The sequence below is a fragment of the Glutamicibacter sp. TV12E genome, from assembly GCF_052441935.1.
Classification (GTDB): domain Bacteria; phylum Actinomycetota; class Actinomycetes; order Actinomycetales; family Micrococcaceae; genus Glutamicibacter.
The window spans coordinates 2535434-2556185 of sequence record NZ_JBQVVF010000001.1; the positions used below are offsets into that span (position 1 = coordinate 2535434).

A 20752-nucleotide genomic window follows, 5' to 3' on the forward strand; every position below is an offset into this window, starting at 1 on the left:
TGGCGGGCAGGTTGGCAGCGGGGTGCGACTCCCGGAAATCAGCGTAATAAATAGCCTGGCAATGCAATTTTCGATCGCCACTTGGCTCAAAATAAGAAGTTGACAATATTCAACCTTTTTTAGATGGTTGAGTAATGTCAACTTCTGCACCGCCTTTAGAAACCGAGGCAAAACCTGCAGCCGCCATGAAGCCGGCGCAGGTAATGCTTTCCATCTCAGGCCTGATGGCCGCGATGTTCACCGTATTGGTGTCATCGACGGTGATCGCCACGCCAATGCCATTGATCGTTGCCGACCTCCACGGCACGAATACCCAGTACACCTGGGTGCTGGTTGCGGCTTTCCTTTCCATGACCGTCACCACCCCGATCTGGGGCAAGCTCTCCGATATCTTCAACCGCAAGGCGATGCTGCAAATTGCCTTGGTCATCTTCGTAGCCGGTACCGTAGCGGCTGGCTTCTCCAGCCAGATCGGCGGCGATACCCATGAGGGCGCGATGTCATGGCTGATTGGCTGGCGCCTGGTCCAGTCGGTTGGCACCGGTGGCCTGATGGCCCTGGTCCAGGTGGTGATCGCCGACATCATTTCGCCTCGCGAGCGTGGCAAGTACATGGGCATCATGGGCGCCGTGATGGCTGTCGGCCAGATTGGCGGACCGCTGCTCGGCGGCGTTATTGCCGATAATTGGGGCTGGGAATGGTGCTTCTTCGTCTGCGTGCCATTCGCCGTTGGCGCATTGATCCTGATCCAGGCCACCTTGCGCATCAAGCACGTAAAGGGAACCACGAAGATCGACTTCCTCGGCTCGGCACTGATCATCGCGGGCATCAGCCTGCTGCTGATCTGGATCAGCCTCGGCGGCAAGACCCCGGACTCCGGCGGATTTGCCTGGGACTCCTCGCAGAGCATCACCATGGCCGCCGCTGCCGGCGTGCTGATCATTGCCACCGTGCTCTGGGAACTGCACGTCAAGGAACCCATCATCCCGATCCGCCTTTTTGCCCAGCGCACTTTTGCGTTGGCATCCATCGCATCGGTCGCCGTGGGCGTCACCATGTTCGGCACCTCGGTCTTCCTGAGCCAGTACCTGCAGCTCGCCCGAGGATTCACGCCCACTCACGCAGGCCTGCAGACCCTGCCAATGGTTCTTGGCTCCATGTTCGGTGCCATCATCGTCGGCCAGCTGATCTCGCGCACCGGCCGCTGGAAGAAGTATGTTGTCGGTGGCGGCGTGGTGCTCAGCGTTGGCCTGTACCTGATGTCGCGAATCGACTACGACACCCCGCTGTGGTTCGTTGACCTGGGCATGTTCCTGCTCGGTTTGGGCTCCGGCGTACTGATGCAGAACCTGGTGCTGGTCACGCAGAACTCGCTGCCTCCACGCATGATTGGTGCCGGTTCCGGTGCCATCGCCTTCTTCCGCAGCCTTGGCGGCACCATTGGCGTCTCCGTTCTGGGTTCCGTCTTGGGCACCCAGGTGGCTGACAAGATGAAGGACGGCTTGGCCAAGGCCGTCGAGGAGATCAACAAGGCAGCCGGTGTTCCGCAGCTCCTGGTTGATAATCCTGATTGCGCCGACAGCCTCAAGTCATTGGGCAGCGGCACCGTGCCCGCGGTGAATGACCTGTGCGAACCAGTGCGCGCCGTCGTGGAAAGCTCCTACGGCCAGTCCATCGCCTTCCTGTTCTTGCTGGTAGTCCCACTGGCGATCGTCACCTTGATCTGTGCCATCTTCCTCCCGAACAAGCCGCTGTCCAAGAAGTCCGCTTCGGAGCAAATCGAAGAGGAGCTGGGCGGAGAACTTTCCGCACTGGAGCCTGCTGAACGCGGAGGCCGTGGCTACGAGGAGCTCGTTGCCACCGGGGCCATCGCTCTTCCTTCCGAGGATGAACTGAGCGAGGCCCGTCGCCAGGTGCGCCAGGCTCGCCGGATGGATGAGCGCGATCTTGCCGAGCAGGTCATGCGCACCCGCAATGCCCAGCAGGGCACTGGTGCCAACACCGATGTTCGCCAGCCAGGCACCGAGCCGACCATCTCCCAGCCGCTGGAGGCAGCGGAGATTGACGCCCATCACGAGTCCGCTCGCGTTGAATTCATGGTGGAAGAGCTCCAAACCACGCTGGAAAAGGCCCGTGCCGCCCATGCCCAGATAGAAGAGCAGGTCGGCGACGTCGTCCAGGCGTTGAAATCCTATGACCAGCGATTGAATGTTCTGGGGGAGCGCGTGGATGACACCGAGCGCGTTCAGCGTGAACTGCAGTTGCAGGCCCGCGCCGAGCGCCGTGCTGTCAGCAGGATGCAGGGGCGCCACGCTGCTGGGGCCGGCAACACCGAACCAAAAGCTGCTGACGAGCCTGTCGCGCCATCACCTGCAGTCGAGGAACCATCAGGCGGTGCGACAGAGCCAAATCGGAGTGAGCAGTCGTGAACGACGCCAACGGTGCGGCGCTAGATGACATCGAAGCAGCATTCGCCAGGCTGGCTCCCGCAATCAAGGAGCGCATGGCTCACAACGCCAGGAAGTTCCATCCTGAACTGCGTGGCGCCGGGTTCTCGGTGTTGCGGGCAGTGCTGCTGTGCGCACTGCGCCGTCCCGGAGAGGACCTGACGGTTTCCGATTTGGTAGCTGGCTGCCACATGGATAAGTCGGTGGTCTCACGGCAGCTCAAGGACCTTAAGCAGTGGGGCCTTATTCAGCTGGAGCGTTCGGAGCATGATGCACGGGTGTATTTGGTCAGTCCGACCGAGTTCGCGCTCGATCGATTCAAGGAGATCAAGCGGTCCACGCGTTCCGAATACTGGAACATCTTCGCAGCGTGGGATCCGCGAGATGTCTCGGAACTCGCATCGCTCCTCTTGCGTTTCTCTGAACAAGTGGAAGAGCGCTTCCGCGACTAGGCGTTGACATAGCAGAAGCAAAGCCCACGGGCGGTTCCCGATCATTGATCGGGAACCGCCCGTGGGCTTTGTGCGTATAGGCAATGCTCAACCAGGAAGGAACGCTAGCGACTTACTTCGACTTCGCTTGCAACGAACCGCAGAAAATACGCGACTGCGTTCCCAGTCCCGAACGCCAGCCAATGCAGAAGCTCGCGCGGCAATTGTTTGCTGCTGGCTTGGGCTGGTGCTGGTGCGTTGCTTGTCCCTCAGAACAAGCTCAAGTGCCTACCGTACAGTGACGTAGAACTTCCATACGTTGGGTCCAACCCGGTTGCCGTAGCGGTCGGTGTCGTAATAGATGAAGCACTGGCTAGAACGGGTCCATGAAGAATTCATGGTGAGGCGTTTGGTATTGCACGCGTCAAAAGTCGTGTAGTCGGTGGGGTAGATGTATGTGTAACCTGCCTGGGCGGGCAGGGCTACGGCGGTTAGCCCTCCCGCAGCGAGCGCTATGGCGGCCGTTGAGACAGCCAGGCGGGCAAGTGCTTTCTTCATCATGATTGTGCCTTCCAGTATTCGTGAACGGTCATCGCCACTCAGTATAACCATGAATTGGATTAAAGGGCAGGGGTGAGGCACATCAGCTGGAACAGGAGGGTGCAACCACCGGATGGGTCCGGGTTTCCTGCGAACGGAATTTCCAATGGCTGATGGCGACGAATGCTCGTCAATCGCCACTTTGATTGTGATTGCTGCAGGCGTCAGCAACAGGCCACTTGAGGCCGTCGCCGTCTTGGCGAACTGCGAACCTCCTGTGCCTAGATCTGTGTCAGCAATTGAATAGGCCAAGGGCGGCTAGAAAAATCCAGCCGCCCTTGTCATTGAAGAATCGAAGTTAGTTTTAGACAGCCTTCATTCGCGCCACGTTATCGCGCACGACGGCATGGAAGTCCCCGCCAGACGAAGCGAAGACTTTGCGCTGGCGCTGGTACTCGGCGCCGGATTCAATCAGGCTTATGATGCCCTGCAGCTCCTTGGAGCAGCCCAACTGTTCAGCAACCGGAGCGAGGCGCTTGACCTCGGCGCGCAGGTGATCGGTCACGAGCATTTCATCGCCCTGTGCGTTCAAGATGATGATGGCGTCCAAGCCATAACGGGCAGCGCGCCACTTGTTCTCCACGCGGAACCACGCTGGCATGATCGGGATCTTGTAGCCGGCTTCAATCGACATCGACATGTCATGGACCAGGCACTGGGTCAACGCGGTAATCGCGGCGATATCTTCCAACGAGCTCAAGCCATCACAGATGCGCATTTCAACGGTTCCAAAACGCGGCACAGGGCGAACGTCCCAGCGGATTTCCGAGACGTCGTCAATCACGCCGGTATGCAGCATGTCTGCGATGTGGGATTCGTATTCAGACCATGAATTGAAGTGGAAGGGGATGCCGGCCGCGGGCAGCTGCTGGAACATCAGGGAACGCTGCGAAGCGTAACCGGTATCTTCGCCACCCCAGTACGGGCTGGAAGCGCTGAGCGCCTGGAAGTGCGGCTGGTAGTTGATCAGGCCATCTGTGATGGGCAGAGCCTTGTCGCGGCTGTCTAAGCCAACATGAACGTGTACGCCATAGATCACCATCTGGCGCCCCCACCACTGGGTCCGGTCGATGAGCTTGGCGTAGCGGTCCTTGTCGGTAACCGGCTGCAAGGTCGGCGCCGCAAAGGGGTGGGATCCAGCGGAGTAGAGGTCCACTCCATGATCACCGGCAACGTCATTGAGCATGCGCACGTTGGTGCGCAGTTCTTCGGTGGCGCCGGCAACGGTGTTGTGCACTCCGGTGACTACCTCAACGGTATTCATCAGGAGTTCAGGCTTGACCGTTGGATGCTCATCCTCGTGGCCCAGCCCTGCATCTTCCTTAAGCTGATCAAGTACTTTTTCGGCTACCGAGCACAAGTCCGCATCTTCGCGATTGACCAAGGCGATTTCCCATTCAACACCGATGGTGGATTGGGCAGATTGGGCGAACTCGATTTTTTGCACGGCGCTCCTAGTGATGACGTCTCGGACGGATTGCTCCGGAGCCGAGAAACAGGACTGGAAATTCACCGAAAATCGATGTTCCTCCATACCTATTCTATGTAGTGCAACTCATCGGGCGGGATACCCAGCCGATGGGAGGTATATCACCCTAGATTAGTGAGGCGAGACCTCGAACGCCACACGTTTCTCTCCAATGCGTGCCAGCATCAATGTTGCCCGGTTCTTTGCGCCCTTGGGTGCGCCGGCCAGGAGGATCTTGCGAAGTTCCTCGGGGGTTGCGTCAACGCCACGCTTCTTGATGTCCAAGGTGCCAATTCCATTGGCCTTGACCCAGCCGCGAAGCTTCTTCACGTTGTAGTCGTGGACTGCCAGCACCTTGTAGCCCCGGGCGAAAGGCGTGGAGATCTGTTCTTCATGGGTGAAGTATGCAATGTGCTCATCGAGCAGATGGCCGCCGGTGCTTTCCAAGAGCTTGGAGATCAGGTGCGAGCGGATGACTGCACCGTCGGGTTCGTAGATGTGCGCTGCCAGCTCGCCCACTTCGGCCGCCGGATCATCCTTGTCCGCGACGTCACTGGTGAGCTCATGCGCGCCATCCTTGTCGATCACCAGCGCGGCGCGAGCAACATCCTCGCGCTTGAGCTTACCGAACCACAGGCAGGCTTCGATGACCGAGCCGTGGTCTGAAATCCACACGGACTCCGCATTGGCGGGAATGGCTTCATGCGGCAGGCCCGGGCCCAGCTTGACGCCGACGTCGAGCCCCGAGTCCACGAGCTTCTCGACAAATGACAGGGGAGGCGAGAAGGCTTCTGGGTCAAAGAGCCGGCGGGTGCTGCCGGCAACATCGGTGCGCCGTGCTGGATCCAGCCAGACGCCGTCGATTCCGGCGAGGTCGGTTTCCTCGGCACTGCCGTGAATCACAGTGGCATTCTCAAAAGGCATCAGGTTCAAAGTGGTGGCGGCAGCCGTAGTTTCATCCTTCTCCACCGCGGTCACCTGCAACCCGGCGCTGGCCAGCGCGATGGAGTCGGTGCCAATTCCGCAACCGAGGTCTGCCACGTGAGTGGCCCCGGCCTTGGTGAAGCGCTGCGCGTGCAAGCCTGCAATGGTCAAGCGTGTTGCCTGTTCCAGGCCCGCCGGCGTAAAGATCAGGGAATCGGCGAAGGGCCCGAATTTCACTCGTGCTTTGAAGCGAAGCTCTGATTGCGCAATGACGGCGCGGACCACCTGGGGGTCGTGGCCTTCTTTGCGCAGTTTTTCGTTCAATGTCCAGGCGGCATCCTTGGAAGCAACCATGGATGGATCAATGGTGGAGAGCAATTGCCATCCGTCCGCGGAAAGCAGGGCGGCGAATTGTTCGTTGAGCGTTGAATCGTTAGAAGCCTGGGCCATAGTTCTAGCCTAGCGTTGTTGGTTTGCTTGTTCGGTCGTGAGACCCGTTGCGGCCGTTTGGCTGTTGTGACCTATGTGACATATTGGCGTCATATTCGGATTCTTTTGACCGACTCCAGGTTCCGATAGGGCGGATCAAGGCGATGCATCGGCTCGTTCCGAGCGTGGATCCGGGCGTGGGGATTGTGAAGCGGATTTTTCATTTGGGCAAGCAATGCTATTTCATGGAACATCATTTGTTTAGAAAGCGTAATCCTTTGTGGAAACCTTCGGTTGCTTCTGGCGGGTAGAGCTTTGGCTGATTTACAGTCTGCCGTTCAGTTTGGCTTGATGGGCAGGTGCATTGCCGGCCTTGCTTGGCGAAGCTGAAATGCACGAGAAAAAAACTGAAGTGACTCAGGTCGCATTCGCGCTTGCTTTGGTGTTCCATGGCACCTGTGAAGAAATCTATGCAGCGAACGACGACGGCGTCGAGCAATCAATCGCCAGTGGGCTCCAGGGGCATGAGCGACCCGGCGCCGCTGGCCCAGAATCAACTCAAGCGAGGCATGAGCAGCCGCCACCTGCAGATGATTGCCATCGGCGGGTCTATCGGTACCGGCTTGTTCGTCGCCTCGGGCGGAACCATCGCGCAGTCCGGTCCGGGCGGCGCCTTGGTGGCCTATGCGGCAGTTGGCCTCATGGTCTATCTGTTGATGCAGTCGCTGGGGGAGATGACCGCCAAGATCCCCGTGGCCGGTTCATTCCAGACTTTCGCCACCCGATTTGTTTCGCCGTCCTTCGGCTTCGCAATTGGCTGGAACTATTGGTTCAACTGGGCCATCACCGTTGCGGCCGAGCTCGTAGCCGCAGGTATTGTCATGAGCTTCTGGTTGCCCGATGTCCCCGGATGGGTCTGGGCGGGACTGTTCCTGACCGCATTAACTGCACTGAACGCGCTATCGGCCAAGGCCTTTGGCGAGGGCGAATTCTGGTTGGCGTTGATCAAGGTGGTTACCGTGATCGCCTTCCTGGCCGCCGGCGTTCTGATGATCTTTGGTGTTCTTGGATCACAGGCTGATCCATTGGCCAACTGGAAGGAAGGCAAAGACATCTTCCATGGCGGTTGGCTTTCGATTATCTCGGTCTTCATGATTGCCGGGTTCTCCTTCCAGGGCACTGAGCTGGTGGGCGTGGCCGCCGGTGAAGCCAAGGATCCGCGGCGCGAAGTGCCCAAGGCCATCCGTCGGGTCTTCTGGCGCATCATGCTGTTCTACATTGGCGCCATCTTCATCATCGGTTGCCTGATCCCATTCGCTGATCCGAGCCTCCTGGCCAGCGGCGAAGCCGACGTTGCATCCTCGCCATTTACTCTGGTCTTCGAACGCGCCGGCATTGCCTTCGCAGCAGCTGCCATGAACGCTGTCATCCTCACCGCAATCCTCTCCGCAGGCAACTCGGGCCTCTATGCGTCAACCCGCATGCTCTACTCGATGGCCCATGATGGCAAAGCGCCAAAGGTCTTCGGGAAGACCAATTCCCGAGGTGTGCCGATCATGGCCTTGCTGGCCACTGCCGCCGTGGGCCTCTTCGGCTTCCTGACCGCCTTGGTGGGCCAGGGTGCTGCCTACACTTGGCTGCTGAATGTTTCTGGCCTGTGCGGTTTCATTGTCTGGGTGGGTATTGCGGTCTCGCACTATCGCTTCCGCCGCGGCTATCTGGCCCAGGGCTACAGCGTCAAGGATCTGCCCTACCGTGCGCCGTTCTTCCCGCTGGGTCCCATCGTGGCGTTCTTGATGCTCATTGCAGTGATTGTCGGCCAAAACTACCAGGCAGTCCTGGCCGGGCACGGGCTGGAAGTGCTGTCTTCCTATATCGGCTTGCCGCTGTTCCTGGGCCTGTGGCTGGGGCATCGCATGATGACAAAGTCCAAAATGGTCAAGCTCTCCGATATGGATCTCACCGCTCCAGAGGATATTGAAGAGTCGGCCGCTGTGCGCTCTGCGCGAACCGGTGTGACGAACTAAGGGGCTTGATTAGCACTCGCCTTGACCGAGTGCTAAATCTCGTCCTAAAGTCAGTGGTGGAAGTTCTGCACGCATCATGCTTGCAGAACCACCGCCTGACTGGATACCACCAACTGGCACCGCGACGACGGTTGGTCCAATGCCATAGGGCGCACCCCTACCACCATTGGTTCATACACGAAAAGGAGAGACCATGTCTGTCTCCATCAAGCCGCTCGAAGACCGCATTGTCATCAAGCAGGTCGAAGCCGTAACCACCACCGCTTCGGGCCTTGTTATCCCAGACTCCGCCAAGGAAAAGCCACAGGAAGGCACCGTTGTTGCAGTAGGCCCCGGCCGCATCGACGACAAGGGCAACCGAGTTCCTGTAGACGTTGCTGAAGGCGACGTAGTCCTGTACTCGAAGTACGGCGGAACTGAGGTCAAGGTCGGCAACGAAGAGTACCTGGTGCTCTCGGCTCGCGACGTACTGGCAGTCGTCGTAAAGTAACGCCAACCTCTCTAAAGTTTCAGGAGAAAATGCATGGCTAAGCAGCTAGCATTCAACGAGGAAGCGCGACGCGCACTCGAAGCGGGCATCGATAAGCTCGCAAACACGGTGAAGGTCACCCTCGGCCCACGAGGCCGTAACGTGGTGCTTGCCAAGACCTGGGGCGCCCCGACCATCACCAACGATGGTGTCACGATTGCTCGTGATATCGATCTTGAAGATCCATACGAGAACCTTGGCGCGCAGCTGGCCAAGGAAGTAGCCACCAAGACGAATGACGTAGCAGGCGACGGCACCACCACCGCCACCGTGCTAGCCCAGGCCCTGGTCAAGGAAGGCCTGAAGAACGTTGCCGCCGGTGCTGCGCCAGGCGATGTTCGCAAGGGCATCGAGCTGGCTACCGAGGTTGTTTCCGAGGCGCTGGCAGCTAACTCTGTTGCCGTGGCCGACAAGGTTGCCAACGTTGCCGCGATCTCCGCTCAGTCGGATGAAATCGGCGAACTGCTGGCCGAGGCTTTCAAGACTGTTGGCACCGACGGTGTCATCACCATCGAGGAATCCTCCACCACCGCTACCGAATTGGTAGTGACCGAGGGCATGCAGTTCGACAAGGGCTACCTTTCGCCGCAGTTCATCACGGACCAGGAGCGCCAGGAAGTTGTCCTGGAAGACGCGCTGATCCTGATCAACCCTTCCAAGATCTCCACCGTGGCAGAATTCCTGCCACTGCTGGAAAAGGTTCTTGAAGCCAAGAAGCCGCTGCTGATCATTGCCGAGGATGTTGAGGGCGAAGCCCTGTCCACCCTGGTGGTCAACAAGCTGCGTGGCCTGCTGAACGTGGTTGCCGTCAAGGCTCCAGGCTTCGGCGACCGCCGCAAGGCCATGATGCAGGATCTGGCCATCCTCACCGGTGCCCAGGTTGTCTCCCCGGAACTGGGCTTGTCCCTGGACCAGGTAGGCACCGAGGTTCTCGGCTCGGCACGCCGCGTCACCATCACCAAGGATTCCACCACCATCGTTGATGGCTCGGGAACCGAGGAAGATGTTGCTGAGCGCGTAGCCCAGCTGAAGGCTGAGCTGAACCGCACCGATTCGGAATGGGACCGCGAGAAGCTCTCCGAGCGCCTGGCCAAGCTGGCTGGCGGAATCGGCGTGATCAAGGTGGGTGCCTCCACCGAGGTCGAGCTGAAGGAGCGCAAGCACCGTATCGAGGACGCAGTGTCCTCCACCCGTGCAGCTCTGGAAGAGGGCATCGTTGCCGGTGGCGGTACCGCACTGGTTGACGCGCTGACCTCGCTGGATTCCGACGCTCGCGTCACCGGTCTGGAAGGCGACGTCGCCGCAGGCGTGGCCATTGTGCGCCGCGCACTGGTGCAGCCGCTGTTCTGGATCGCTACCAACGCCGGCTTCGACGGTGCGGTAGTTGTCTCCAAGGTGGCAGAGTCCCCAGCTAACGAGGGCTTCAACGCCAAGTCCGGTGTCTACGAGAACCTGCTGCATGCAGGTGTCATCGACCCGGTCAAGGTCACTCGTTCGGCGCTGCGCAACGCGGCATCGATCGCAGCCCTCGTGCTGACCACCGAAACCCTGGTTGCCGAAAAGGCTTCCGAGGTTGCGGAAGAAGCGCACAGCCACTAATCAGCTGTGATGGCATTGAGGCCGCCGCCGGATCACGTTCACTCGTGGGCCGGCGGCGGCTTTCTTTTTATCCCAAACCCGCTAGCAGGTGAGCGGTAGATGAATTTGTGGCCATGGACACGTGATGAGTATCAACGCGCCGAAAAAGTTTGCTCCGGTTCGACATGGCAAGCCATTGATCCCGCGCACGTCATCGCCCTACAGCCTTTGCATTTAATGCCTTGACGGGGACTACGGGAGCGCATTTCTGCAGGTGACCCACAGGGTCGATTGATAATATGGATGGTTGTCTGACGTGTCAAGATCCATGCTGCCGATGACGTGCCCGAGTTCCCGACGGAAGCCTAGCCTGTGACTCACACCCTCAATCAGCCTCGGAACAGTACCAAAAGTGCCAGTTTCCGGATCGACCTGCAGGGTCTTCGCGCCTTCGCAGTGTTGCTGGTGATGTGCTATCACATCTGGTTCTCCAAGGTCTCCGGGGGAGTGGACATCTTCCTGATGCTCTCCGCGTTCTTCCTCACCTCATCCACCGCACGCGGGATATCCCGCGGTGAACGCCCGCCATTGATCACCGGCTGGCTGCACCGCTTCTCCCGGCTCATCCCGCAAGCTGCGGTAGTCATTGTCAGCGTGGTGGTTGCCGCCTGGATCATTCTGCCCAGCACTCGATGGCTGGAACTCATTGACCAGTCCAAGGCTTCGCTGTTCTATCAACAGAATTGGTATCTGGCCAACCACCAGGTCGACTACTACGCCTTCAACACTTCCTCAGCCTCTCCACTGCAGCATTTCTGGTCGCTGTCGGTGCAGGGCCAGATCTTCATTCTCTGGCCGGTGGTCCTGGCGGTCAGCGCTTTGGTCTGGAAGCTGTTCTTCTCCCGCTTCAACTTCGCGTGGGTGGCCGGAGCGTTCTTCAGCGCCATCTTCATTGGATCGCTGGCCTTCTCCATCATCATCACCGCCAATAACCAGCAGGTCGCCTACTTCCACACCGGTGCCCGGCTGTGGGAATTCGCCCTGGGATCCCTGCTGGCCTTGGCCCTGCCATGGCTTTCAACTCTCCCGGAGAGGATCCGCCGGATTGCAGGCTGGGCCGGAATGATCACCATCGTGGCCAGCGGTGCCGTGCTGGATGTCCAAGGCCAATTCCCTGGCTTCATGGCGCTGATTCCCACCATGGCCGCCGCGCTGATCATTGCGGCTCCGGCAACACGCGCTTGGGCCAACCCCTCGGGCGTTCTGTCGCTGAAGCCCCTGGTGAAACTCGGGGACCTGTCTTATGGGATGTACCTGTGGCATTGGCCGATGCTGGTCTTCTACCTTGAGGTCTCCGGCAATCAGGAGGCATCGTTCCCGGCTGGAACCCTGCTGATCGCCGCGTCCATCGCCGCCTCGTGGTGCACCACAAGGTTCGTCGAAAAGCCGGTCATCGCCTGGCAGAACAACCTCGCATTCCCGCACTGGATGCCCAGCACCGGGCTCAAGGCCATCAGCCAAATCGCAGTCGTGGCCATCGGGTTGGGCATCGCCAGCCTGTCGGTCACCGCATGGGAAAATAACGTGGAGCACCGCCGGGCGCTGGCCGCGTCACAGACCGCCACCGATAACCCTGGGGCTACTGCCCCCGAGGACTGGGACCCGGCACCCGCGGCCCTGACCCTGCCGCTGGCTACCGAGCTGGCAGACGAATGGCAGACCCCGGGCAACCCCTGTGCAGGGTCCAACAACCCTGATGATGAGCGGATCATGTTCTGCGAGCAGGGTGGCAACTTCGATGGTTCCCCGGATCTGGTCATGCTTGGCGACTCGCACATGCAGCACTGGTCTGCGGCCGCAGCTGCGGCCATGGAAGAATCCGGCGGAAGCTGGATCCTGGTCTTCCACCCGGGATGCCGCTATGGCTCCGATGCCGACCGCGATGAAGCCGAATGCGCCAACTTCCAGGACGCCGCTGAAGAGTACGTCGCTGAGCTAGCTCCGAAGATGGTGCTCACCACCGCCAGCAAAACCGTGGCCGCCCCGGATGAGTACCTGCGCAGCCCCGGGGAGCAGGAAACCATCGTGGATCACTATGCCGAAGCCATCCAGCCTTTCCTGGATGCCGGCAGCCAGGTGATTGCGATGCGTGATACCCCGCGCTACACCTACTCCATTCCCGAATGCGTGGATTCGAACCCAAGTCATCTCGAAGCCTGCGATGGCTCCGCCCACGAAGCATTGGCGCAGATCAACCCGGTCCAGGAATTCCTGGCCCAGCACGACTACGGCCAGCAGGTGGTGTCATTGGACATGACAGGCTTGCTCTGCCCCGAGGGGGTCTGCAAAGCTGTGATCGGCAATGTATCAACCTACTTGGATGATTCGCACCTGTCCAAGACGTTTGTGCTCAGTGCCAAGCGCCAGTTTGCCGAGGCCTTCAAGAAGGCTACCGGCTGGCAATAAGTCCTGTCGGAGACCTGGTGGGGCATGAGCTTGGACACAGTGCCCCGCGAGGGAATAACTGCAGCGCCAAAAGGGCTCTACCATTTAACCAACCTCCGTTCTCGCCCCGAAAGGTTCCTACGTGACTGAGTTCAACCCCTTTGCATTTGAAGGACTCACCTACGACGACGTATTGCTGTTGCCTGGCCCGACGGATGTGATCCCTTCGGAAGCTGACACCACCACCCGCTTCACCAAGCGCATCAACATCCAGGTGCCCATCAGCTCGGCGGCCATGGACACCGTCACCGAAGCTCCCATGGCGATCGCACTGGCACGCCAGGGCGGCATCGGCGTGATCCACCGCAACCTTTCGATCGAGGACCAGGCCAAGCAGGTCGACCAGGTCAAGCGCAGCGAGTCGGGCATGATCACCGACCCGGTCACGGTGCACCCAGGCGCCACCTTGGCCGAATGGGATGAGCTGTGCGCACAGTACCGCGTCTCCGGCCTGCCAGTAGTGGACGAGGACCGCAAGCTGCTGGGCATCATCACCAACCGCGATACCCGCTTTGTGGCTCGCGAGCAGTACATGACCACCAAGGTCTACGAAGTCATGACCGGCATGCCGCTGATCACCGCGCAGGACGGCGTGGCCCCTGAAAAGGTCATCGAGCTGTTGTCCAAGAACCGCATCGAGAAGCTCCCGCTGATCGACGACGAGGGCAAGCTGACCGGCCTGATCACCGTCAAGGACTTCGACAAGGCCGAGCAGTACCCGCTGGCCACCAAGGACGAGGAAGGCCGCCTGCGCGTGGCTGCCGCAGTGGGCTTCTTCGGCGAAGGCTACGAGCGCGCCATGACCTTGATCGACGCTGGTGTCGACGCTCTGGTCGTTGACACCGCCAACGGGCACTCCCAGGGCGTGCTGGAAATGATCGCCCGCCTGAAGAAGGATCCTGCCGCTGCCCACGTTGACGTGATTGGCGGACAGGCTGCTACCTACGAGGGCGCCAAGGCCATCATCGATGCCGGTGCCGACGCCATCAAGGTCGGCGTTGGCCCAGGCTCCATCTGCACCACCCGCATCGTTGCCGGTGTGGGCGTTCCACAGGTCACCGCCATCTACGAAGCAGCCAAGGCCGCGATCCCAGCTGGCGTGCCAGTGATCGCTGACGGCGGCCTGCAGCACTCGGGCGACATCGGCAAGGCACTGGTTGCCGGCGCCGACTCGGTGATGCTCGGCTCCCTGCTGGCTGGTACCGCAGAGTCCCCAGGCGACCTGGTCTTCATGGGCGGCAAGCAGTTCAAGGCCTACCGCGGCATGGGTTCGCTGGGTGCCATGGAGACTCGTGGAAAGAACACCTCGTACTCCAAGGACCGCTACTTCCAGGCTGACGCGCCTACCAACGAAAAGCTGATCCCGGAGGGCATCGAAGGCCAGGTTCCTTACCGCGGCCCGCTCTCTGCAGTGACCCACCAGCTGGTGGGCGGCCTGCGCCAGACCATGTTCTACGTTGGCGGTCGCACCGTTCCTGAGCTGAAGGCGCGCGGCAAGTTTGTCCGCATCACCGCAGCCGGCCTGAAGGAATCGCACCCGCACGACATCATGATGACCGTTGAGGCTCCGAACTACCGTTCGCGCTAAACACATCTGAAAATTTCCCGTCCGGAATGGCGCTCACGCGTTATTCCGGGCGGGATTTTTGTCGTAAAAGACAACCTGCAGCATGGCGGCTTTGTGGTTGTTGGCCACGGAGACTCCAGATCCACAGGGCCTAGCGCACACGACGCTTCAGTGAGAAAAAGGTACTGCGTTTCAGAGATAGGAAATCGTGGGATTCGGTGGCACCAAATCCTTCGTAGCCACCTTTAAATGGTGCGCAGCACAGTCCGTGTACGCTGGACTCCGCTGCCGTATGGTGAACCATTTACTAGGCTCCAACAATGAGCCTCAAGAGGGCTCTGAAAGTCCAAACACTGGTAAGCATTTGGACTTTCGTGGCCTTTGATTTGTTTGCTAAAGGCATCTAGAAGAAACTGCGTTACCGTCAAGTGTGTAGTAGAACCGCATGGTCCTATTGTCGTTTGCACACGTCAGTCCTTCGACCTGCGGCGTGATGTAAGAGCCCAGAATCGGGAGCACAGCAATTGCAAACGGACCCATTAGAGCACCGATAGAGGCAAGAATAAGGGCGCTCCCTCCGTTGATAAAGGAGCGCTGGTCTGCCGGAGACATGTCAATGTAGAAGCCCGTGGAGTCTTGTCCTGCCCCAAGTGCCGGATTGGCAACATTCAACTTACTGCGCCGTTCGATGATGGTGAACGTTGATCCTTTCGAGAATTCGTAGTCACGTTCTACGCCGGAAGTAGTCTTTCTTACGGCCGTTGGTTTCCTTGTTTTCTGAACGTAGTCCAAACTTGCCTTAGTTTCAGCAGTTTGGGGTTCTGGATTTTCCGCTGTTAGCGGTTCGAGGGAGTTGCGGTCCGCTGGATCTGCCAGTGCCGTACCTGCGGAACCTGCAACAAGGGCGATCGCGATCAAGAAAGTGGTGGCTGTCCTGGGTATTTGTTTCATGGAGCGACCTTTCAGGTGGCTGCGTGCTTCTTCTTGCGGTAGCGATCAATCGCGAAGCCGAGTCCGCAGAATACCCCGAAGGCAGCTGCAGTCGTAAATGCAGAGTATAGTGCCGGATTGGCGGTGCTGTCCCAGAAGTAGGGACTAGCGAAAGCAATGGCGAGGGAGAGTACGAATCCGATTCCCAAGTACATCGGCTTACCTTCCTGTCGTAACTTTCGGAGATCAAAAATTACTGCTTACATGGTCATAGATGAGAAACTAAGTAGCTAAACTCATGAATCTACCGTAGCAAGGTTGATTTTTGAGGTAAATCATTCTTAAGTAGGAGGGTACGTCTGAAGTGAAAATCCCGGGCTTCAAAGTCTGGACGAACTAGGCGAATGCAGGATTCTTCGTTGATGACTTCGTAGGAGTTTGAGTTCAAGAAGACCGCCGTTGACGAAGGCCGGTCAGAGATAGATGCTAGCTAGATGCCCTGGATTGCATTGCTCATGCTGCACTAGATCCAGCACCGGAAACAGATACGCTGAGCAGCATTTTCGTACATAGAAGAAGATGTCAAGCGCGCCCGGTGTTTCGAATGAACTCTGCGGACGAAAATCCAGATGGCTACGCCAATTACGCACCCTAAGGAATTTGCTACGACATCAGATAATGTGGCGAATCGGTTGGGGAGTGCGAGGAGCTTGCCTAACACAATCAACTTGAGGCCGCGCTTCCGAGCGCACGCAGTGATAGGGCGCTGCAGACCTGCGGGCAGAAAAATCCCAGGGGAATGAAGAAGAAGACATTTCCCGAGAATTTCACCTACTAGTAGTTCACGAACGCTGGTACGCCGTGGGCGTGTAGCCAGCACAGCTTCCAGACCAATTGAGGTCAGGCTGATGAATCCACTGGCGCAGGCCAAAATGCGATAGCACCCATCGCAAGAAAGCACAGCAAAGGAAAAGCCCATATCCGAGCGTTCGGCGGATGAGCAGAGTCCTCAGAGGATCCCTCGGAAGAGGTGGTCATTGCGAGCGTTCTGGCTTCCTGCCTTCACTCACCGAGTGAATACTAGTTCTTCCGCGAGGTCGATTCGGTTGCTTGCTAGCGCTCATCCACCAAGCGGTTCAGTCTCTCCGAGAAGACGAGTCCCATCACGACTAGAAGCAGGATGAAGAGCGGGAAGAGCCATAGACCCGCCCACGATGACAAGACGCCGAATAGCGGAGGCATCAACGTCGAGCCGAGGTAGGCCGCGGCCATCTGAATGCCAATGATCGCGTGTGAGTTGCGGCGCCCGAAATTCGCTGGAGTCGAGTGAATAATGGCGGGGTAAATCGGTGCTGATCCCAGGCCGGCGATAGCGAGCCCGGCCAGGGCAACGCCGTTGGTTTCCAGCGGCAGTAGGAGCATCAGGCCACCGATTCCCACCATCATGAAGCCGCCTCTAATCAGGTTGCGGTCGCCGATGCGATCAGCGAAGAATCCAGCGAGGAAGCGTCCGCCGGTGATGCCCAGCAAGAAGAATGAGGCGAAGGCGGCCGCTGTTGCAGGGTTCACGCCACGATCGCCGGCAAGGTACGTCGTAGCCCAGAGGATCGAGGTGTTTTCTAGCGCGCAGTACGCGAAGAACGCCGCGAGGACCAGCATGACGCCCGGAATTTTCAGGACTTGTGTCAGTGGAACGTGGGCTGCTTCGGTTGCCGGCGCTTTAATGTCATCTGGATCGGCTTCGACCTCAGTGCGGCTGTGGCTCCGCGGGGTCATGGTATTCACTTTGCGCCAGAGAGGCAGTGTGAGGACCAGCGCCACCGTGAGGATGATTTGAATGACGGCAACAACGTTGTAGGCACCAGGCCATCCCATCCCGGACGTCAGGGCATGGCTCATGATCAATGGGCTGATCGAGGCCCCCACGCCCCAGAAACTGTGCAGCCAATTCATATGCCGTGCCGCGTAGTGCAGCGCTACGTAGTTGTTCAGGGCTGCGTCTACCGCTCCCGCGCCAAGGCCATACGGAATAGCCCAGAGGCAAAGCATCCAAAATGAGCCGGAGAACGAAAATCCGAACAATGCGGTTGCGGTCAGTCCAACGCTGACTGCCGTCACCGCACCTGCGCCGAATCTGCGGGTCAACCGTTCCGAAGCCAGGCTGGAAAAGATGGTTCCGATGGCAATGACCATGGTGAGGATACCGGCGAAAGACTGCGGCACGCCAAGATCTTGATGCATCACCGGCCACCCAGCGCCCACAAGTGAATCGGGGAGTCCGAGGCTGATGAAAGCGAGGTAGATGATGGTCAGGAGAATTGAATACATGGGGCGTTGGTGTCTTTCGCCGTGCCGGGGGATGGAAGCATCGCCACTGCCTGGACGACTACTCAAATTATATGTACGAGTGTACCCAAATCTCGTGTATATTCACTCCCATGACTGAGAATTATTTTGAAGGAGACTCCCGCAGCAACCGCGAGCGCATGCTTGCAGGTGACCTGTATATCGCGGATGATCCCGAGAATGAACGTCTGCACCAGCGTGGCGTCCAGCTGGCTGAAGCCTATCGCCGCGCGGATGTCGCGGCGGATCCGCAAGCACGCGGGATCCTGGCAGAACTTGTTGGCACCTTGGACGAAGGCGCCCATGTAAACTCCCCGATCTTTGTGGACTACGGCGAGAATCTGCACATCGGCGCCCGCACCTTCATCAACTACAACCTCACCGCATTGGACGTTGCTACCATAACCATTGGTGAAGACTGCCAGATTGGACCCAACGTCCAGCTTCTGACGCCCACCCACCCGATTGACCCGCAACCTCGCCGTGACAAGCTTGAAGCAGCCGCGCCGATTATCCTCGGGGACAATGTCTGGCTTGGAGGCGGTGTAATTGTGTGCCCAGGAGTTACCATCGGGGAGAATTCGGTAATTGGCGCCGGCGCTGTTGTCACCAAGGACATTCCAGCTAACGCCGTTGCCGTGGGCAACCCAGCTCGGGTCACCCGGACCATTGGATAATTAGATGTCCTCGCAACAGTCCTCCACCGGTTCACGCCTGGGGCGCCGCAATGACCCTGAACGCCGCGAGAAGATTATGGATGCGTGTCTTGAAGTGATTGCGCACTCCGGTGTCACGGGCACCTCACACCGAAAAGTCGCGGCCCAGGCAGGTGTGCCGCTCGGGGCGATGACCTACTACTTTGACGGCATGCACGACCTCCTGCACAGCGCCTTCAGCCGTTTCGCCACAAGCATCAGCAATGGATTTGAGCGCCAGATGGCCGAGGCTGCCAATAGGGAATCTGCCTGCCAAGCGGTGTTTGAACGGATACTGCAAGCCAGTAGCGGTCAAGGCGATGAACTGATCTTGTCGCATGAGCTATACACCCTCGCCACCCGTGATGCTTCCTTCCGCTCCATCACCACCTGGTGGATGGGGCGCAGCCAGTTAGCGCTAGGGGCACACTTCGACCCGCAGACCGCCCGTCTGCTGGACGCCATAATCGAGGGGCTGACCATTCATAGGGCGCTGGACTCAGAAGCACGCGACCCTGAAGAAGTCCGAAGCGCCATCGCTCGCATTACCAGACTTTAGAAGCCACTCCGCGATAGTTCCCTGTGCCTTGAAGGGCAGGGAACCCCGAGGGGCGCAAAACGAGATGGTGGCGGAAAAATCTACTGCTGCGGGGAGAATAACGGGCGCAGAGGCTGCCATTCCGAGCCAGACATTTCTCACCACGGTTAGGGACCGTAGAACCGATCGACCATGCGTAGAATTATGGGCAGACAGCACCAATCGGCGCGGGATCCCGCGGACTGTGCGCGACCGCCAATAAAGGACTACATTTTGGGCCAGCCAGCCAACCTGAAGAAGCAAGCACGAGAACGCATGGCACGCACGGGGGAGAGCTACACCACCGCGCGCAAGAACATCCTCACCGGGAAACCGGAAAGCCCTAAAGCTGCTCGTGCTGCCCAGGCTCGTGACTACGCCAAAGAAGCCAGGGAAGGAAAAATCGGGGCCAAGCCCAAGGCTCCTAAACCTGCACCCGCGCCAGCTCCGCAAGATGAGCTGCCGGAATACCCGGCACCAGAAGATGTCATCCAATACGATGCCGCACTCTGGCACCGCGTCCTGGTTCAAGCCGGCGTCACCAATCCGTTGACCAGCGCTCCACTGAGCCAGGCACTGCTGGCAGGGCTGGCCGGCGGTATCGGCTTCATGGTCTTCACCTTTGAATATGCCGAATCCACCACCGCGACCCTGGTCACCCGTGCCCACCCAGAGCCATATACCCAGAACCTGCTGGCTCGCTGCGGTGCCAAGATCAATGAACGCACCACGGGCTCCGCCCAGAAGGCCGCCGAATACATGGATGCAGCACTGGATGCCGGACGCGCTGTAGTGGTTCGAGTAGCCATCAACGCACTGCCATGGATTGATGGCAACGAAGTTGATGAAGCAGAAACCATTGACCTGGTTGTCGTGGGGGACCACGAAGATGATCTGCTGGTCGACGATGGCTCGGGCCTACTGAATGTCATCAGCCCAGAGGACCTGGCATTCGCCCGGGCCAAGCGCAAGAAGGAAAAGCACTGGCAGGCATGGGTGCCTTCCACGCGCTCGCCGGAGGCCGAAACCCTGGCCGCCAATGCACTGGAAGCCATCGAGGAAACCACCTCGCGCCTTTTGGGAACCCGTGAGCTCTCCGGCATTCCGGAGCACTTCGCCAAGAACTTCGGCATCACCGGGATGCACAGCTTTGCAGCCCGGCTGCGCGACACCACCACCAAAACCGGCTGGACTCGCATGTTTGCCGACCCTGAACGACTAGCCGGTGGCATGAACCAGCTCTCCGGGTTCCTCACGGACACGCGTTTTGGCGGCGAAGGCGCTTTGCGCGGACTCTACGCGGACTTCCTCGACGAAGCTTCCGGCCTGCCAGGATTGTCGACACTGGGCGAGCACAGCGCAGACTACGTGCAGCTGGCCCAGCTCTGGGATGAATTCGCGGACCTCGTCGATCCAGAAGTCGCAGTGGACGATCGCAGTGCAATGTTTGAGCGAATGGCCGAGGCCATGGACCGGATTGCCGAAGCCGAACACCAAGCAGCGTCGGCGCTGGCACGTACCGCTCAATCCTTGGTTCCGAAAACTCAATAAAAACGAAACTATTAGTTTCTCAGCCCTGCCCTGCGGTGACCGGCTTTCACCGCATGGCAGGGTATTTTCGTCTGTTCCGGTGACAGTTTTGTTGCTATGAGGGGCTTTAGAAACGTCACGACAGAGTGCCCTAGCTCTATGAAAAGCG

The 20752-nt window shown here is 59.0% G+C and carries 16 protein-coding genes; 10 read left to right on the top strand and 6 right to left on the bottom strand.

Annotated features, from left to right (window positions below; all coding sequences use genetic code 11):
- Window positions 1–134 precede the first annotated feature (134 nt).
- On the top strand, window positions 135–2429 hold the full coding sequence (locus tag ACT7DV_RS11935; protein WP_444662783.1) for an MFS transporter: 2295 nt from the start codon (window positions 135–137) through the stop codon (window positions 2427–2429).
- Window positions 2426–2899 (top strand): MarR family winged helix-turn-helix transcriptional regulator, encoded by a 474-nt coding sequence (locus ACT7DV_RS11940; RefSeq protein WP_444662784.1) that lies wholly within the window; start codon window positions 2426–2428, stop codon window positions 2897–2899. The genes ACT7DV_RS11935 and ACT7DV_RS11940 overlap by 4 nt, the downstream gene beginning before the upstream one ends.
- A gap of 267 nt (window positions 2900–3166) precedes the next feature.
- Here ACT7DV_RS11940 and ACT7DV_RS11945 read toward each other — a convergent pair whose 3' ends face one another.
- The 3 genes from ACT7DV_RS11945 to ACT7DV_RS11955 form a co-directional block, all read right to left on the bottom strand.
- Window positions 3167–3439 carry a hypothetical protein gene (locus tag ACT7DV_RS11945; RefSeq protein WP_444662786.1) on the bottom strand — a complete coding sequence of 91 codons (273 nt, stop codon included), beginning with the start codon at window positions 3437–3439 and terminating at the stop codon, window positions 3167–3169.
- Window positions 3440–3782: 343 nt separating this feature from the next.
- The gene (locus tag ACT7DV_RS11950) at window positions 3783–4925 is read right to left on the bottom strand and encodes a glutamate--cysteine ligase (protein WP_444662788.1); all 1143 of its coding nucleotides are present in this window, start codon (window positions 4923–4925) and stop codon (window positions 3783–3785) included.
- Between the two features lie 153 nt (window positions 4926–5078).
- On the bottom strand, window positions 5079–6320 hold the full coding sequence (locus ACT7DV_RS11955) for a THUMP-like domain-containing protein (protein ID WP_444662790.1): 1242 nt from the start codon (window positions 6318–6320) through the stop codon (window positions 5079–5081).
- A gap of 503 nt (window positions 6321–6823) precedes the next feature.
- Between ACT7DV_RS11955 and ACT7DV_RS11960 the strand changes: the two genes are divergently transcribed.
- The 5 genes from ACT7DV_RS11960 to guaB all read left to right on the top strand — a co-directional run bounded on the left by ACT7DV_RS11960 (window position 6824) and on the right by guaB (window position 14526).
- Window positions 6824–8326: an amino acid permease gene (locus ACT7DV_RS11960; RefSeq protein WP_444662791.1), complete on the top strand. Its 1503-nt coding sequence runs from the start codon at window positions 6824–6826 to the stop codon at window positions 8324–8326.
- Between the two features lie 193 nt (window positions 8327–8519).
- Entirely contained in the window at window positions 8520–8816 is a 297-nt protein-coding gene (groES, locus tag ACT7DV_RS11965; protein WP_022874060.1) for a co-chaperone GroES, read from the top strand.
- Window positions 8817–8849: 33 nt separating this feature from the next.
- The gene (gene groL, locus ACT7DV_RS11970; protein ID WP_444662793.1) at window positions 8850–10454 is read left to right on the top strand and encodes a chaperonin GroEL; all 1605 of its coding nucleotides are present in this window, start codon (window positions 8850–8852) and stop codon (window positions 10452–10454) included.
- 351 nt (window positions 10455–10805) lie between these two features.
- Window positions 10806–12899: an acyltransferase family protein gene (locus tag ACT7DV_RS11975; RefSeq protein ID WP_444662795.1), complete on the top strand. Its 2094-nt coding sequence runs from the start codon at window positions 10806–10808 to the stop codon at window positions 12897–12899.
- 121 nt (window positions 12900–13020) lie between these two features.
- Window positions 13021–14526 carry an IMP dehydrogenase gene (gene guaB, locus ACT7DV_RS11980; RefSeq protein ID WP_060702166.1) on the top strand — a complete coding sequence of 502 codons (1506 nt, stop codon included), beginning with the start codon at window positions 13021–13023 and terminating at the stop codon, window positions 14524–14526.
- A 372-nt stretch (window positions 14527–14898) separates the two neighbouring features.
- Here guaB and ACT7DV_RS11985 read toward each other — a convergent pair whose 3' ends face one another.
- The 3 genes from ACT7DV_RS11985 to ACT7DV_RS11995 all read right to left on the bottom strand — a co-directional run bounded on the left by ACT7DV_RS11985 (window position 14899) and on the right by ACT7DV_RS11995 (window position 17763).
- Window positions 14899–15456 (bottom strand): hypothetical protein, encoded by a 558-nt coding sequence (locus tag ACT7DV_RS11985; RefSeq protein WP_444662796.1) that lies wholly within the window; start codon window positions 15454–15456, stop codon window positions 14899–14901.
- Window positions 15457–15467: 11 nt separating this feature from the next.
- Entirely contained in the window at window positions 15468–15650 is a 183-nt protein-coding gene (locus ACT7DV_RS11990; RefSeq protein WP_444662798.1) for a hypothetical protein, read from the bottom strand.
- Window positions 15651–16548: 898 nt separating this feature from the next.
- The gene (locus ACT7DV_RS11995) at window positions 16549–17763 is read right to left on the bottom strand and encodes an MFS transporter (protein WP_444662800.1); all 1215 of its coding nucleotides are present in this window, start codon (window positions 17761–17763) and stop codon (window positions 16549–16551) included.
- A 110-nt stretch (window positions 17764–17873) separates the two neighbouring features.
- Here ACT7DV_RS11995 and ACT7DV_RS12000 point away from each other — a divergent pair, with 110 nt between their 5' ends.
- The 3 genes from ACT7DV_RS12000 (at window position 17874) to ACT7DV_RS12010 (ending at window position 20604) form a co-directional block, all read left to right on the top strand.
- Window positions 17874–18458, top strand: coding sequence for a sugar O-acetyltransferase (locus ACT7DV_RS12000; protein ID WP_444662801.1), 585 nt, complete (start codon window positions 17874–17876; stop codon window positions 18456–18458).
- Between the two features lie 4 nt (window positions 18459–18462).
- Window positions 18463–19035, top strand: coding sequence for a TetR/AcrR family transcriptional regulator (locus ACT7DV_RS12005; RefSeq protein ID WP_444662803.1), 573 nt, complete (start codon window positions 18463–18465; stop codon window positions 19033–19035).
- Window positions 19036–19287: 252 nt separating this feature from the next.
- Complete coding sequence (locus ACT7DV_RS12010) at window positions 19288–20604, top strand: DUF4872 domain-containing protein (RefSeq protein ID WP_444662805.1); 1317 nt, start codon at window positions 19288–19290, stop codon at window positions 20602–20604.
- Window positions 20605–20752 lie beyond the last annotated feature (148 nt).

Bases quoted from the DNA above. Each gene is read 5' to 3' on its own strand.
- ACT7DV_RS12005 (WP_444662803.1), top strand. From the start codon at position 18,463: ATGTCCTCGCAACAGTCCTCCACCGGTTCACGCCTGGGGCGCCGCAAT.
- groES (WP_022874060.1), top strand. From the start codon at position 8,520: ATGTCTGTCTCCATCAAGCCGCTCGAAGACCGCATTGTCATCAAGCAG.
- ACT7DV_RS11955 (WP_444662790.1), bottom strand. From the start codon at position 6,320: ATGGCCCAGGCTTCTAACGATTCAACGCTCAACGAACAATTCGCCGCC.
- ACT7DV_RS11985 (WP_444662796.1), bottom strand. From the start codon at position 15,456: ATGAAACAAATACCCAGGACAGCCACCACTTTCTTGATCGCGATCGCC.
- ACT7DV_RS12000 (WP_444662801.1), top strand. From the start codon at position 17,874: ATGACTGAGAATTATTTTGAAGGAGACTCCCGCAGCAACCGCGAGCGC.
- ACT7DV_RS11945 (WP_444662786.1), bottom strand. From the start codon at position 3,439: ATGATGAAGAAAGCACTTGCCCGCCTGGCTGTCTCAACGGCCGCCATA.
- ACT7DV_RS11995 (WP_444662800.1), bottom strand. From the start codon at position 17,763: ATGTATTCAATTCTCCTGACCATCATCTACCTCGCTTTCATCAGCCTC.
- ACT7DV_RS11935 (WP_444662783.1), top strand. From the start codon at position 135: ATGTCAACTTCTGCACCGCCTTTAGAAACCGAGGCAAAACCTGCAGCC.
- groL (WP_444662793.1), top strand. From the start codon at position 8,850: ATGGCTAAGCAGCTAGCATTCAACGAGGAAGCGCGACGCGCACTCGAA.
- ACT7DV_RS11990 (WP_444662798.1), bottom strand. From the start codon at position 15,650: ATGTACTTGGGAATCGGATTCGTACTCTCCCTCGCCATTGCTTTCGCT.
- ACT7DV_RS11960 (WP_444662791.1), top strand. From the start codon at position 6,824: ATGAGCGACCCGGCGCCGCTGGCCCAGAATCAACTCAAGCGAGGCATG.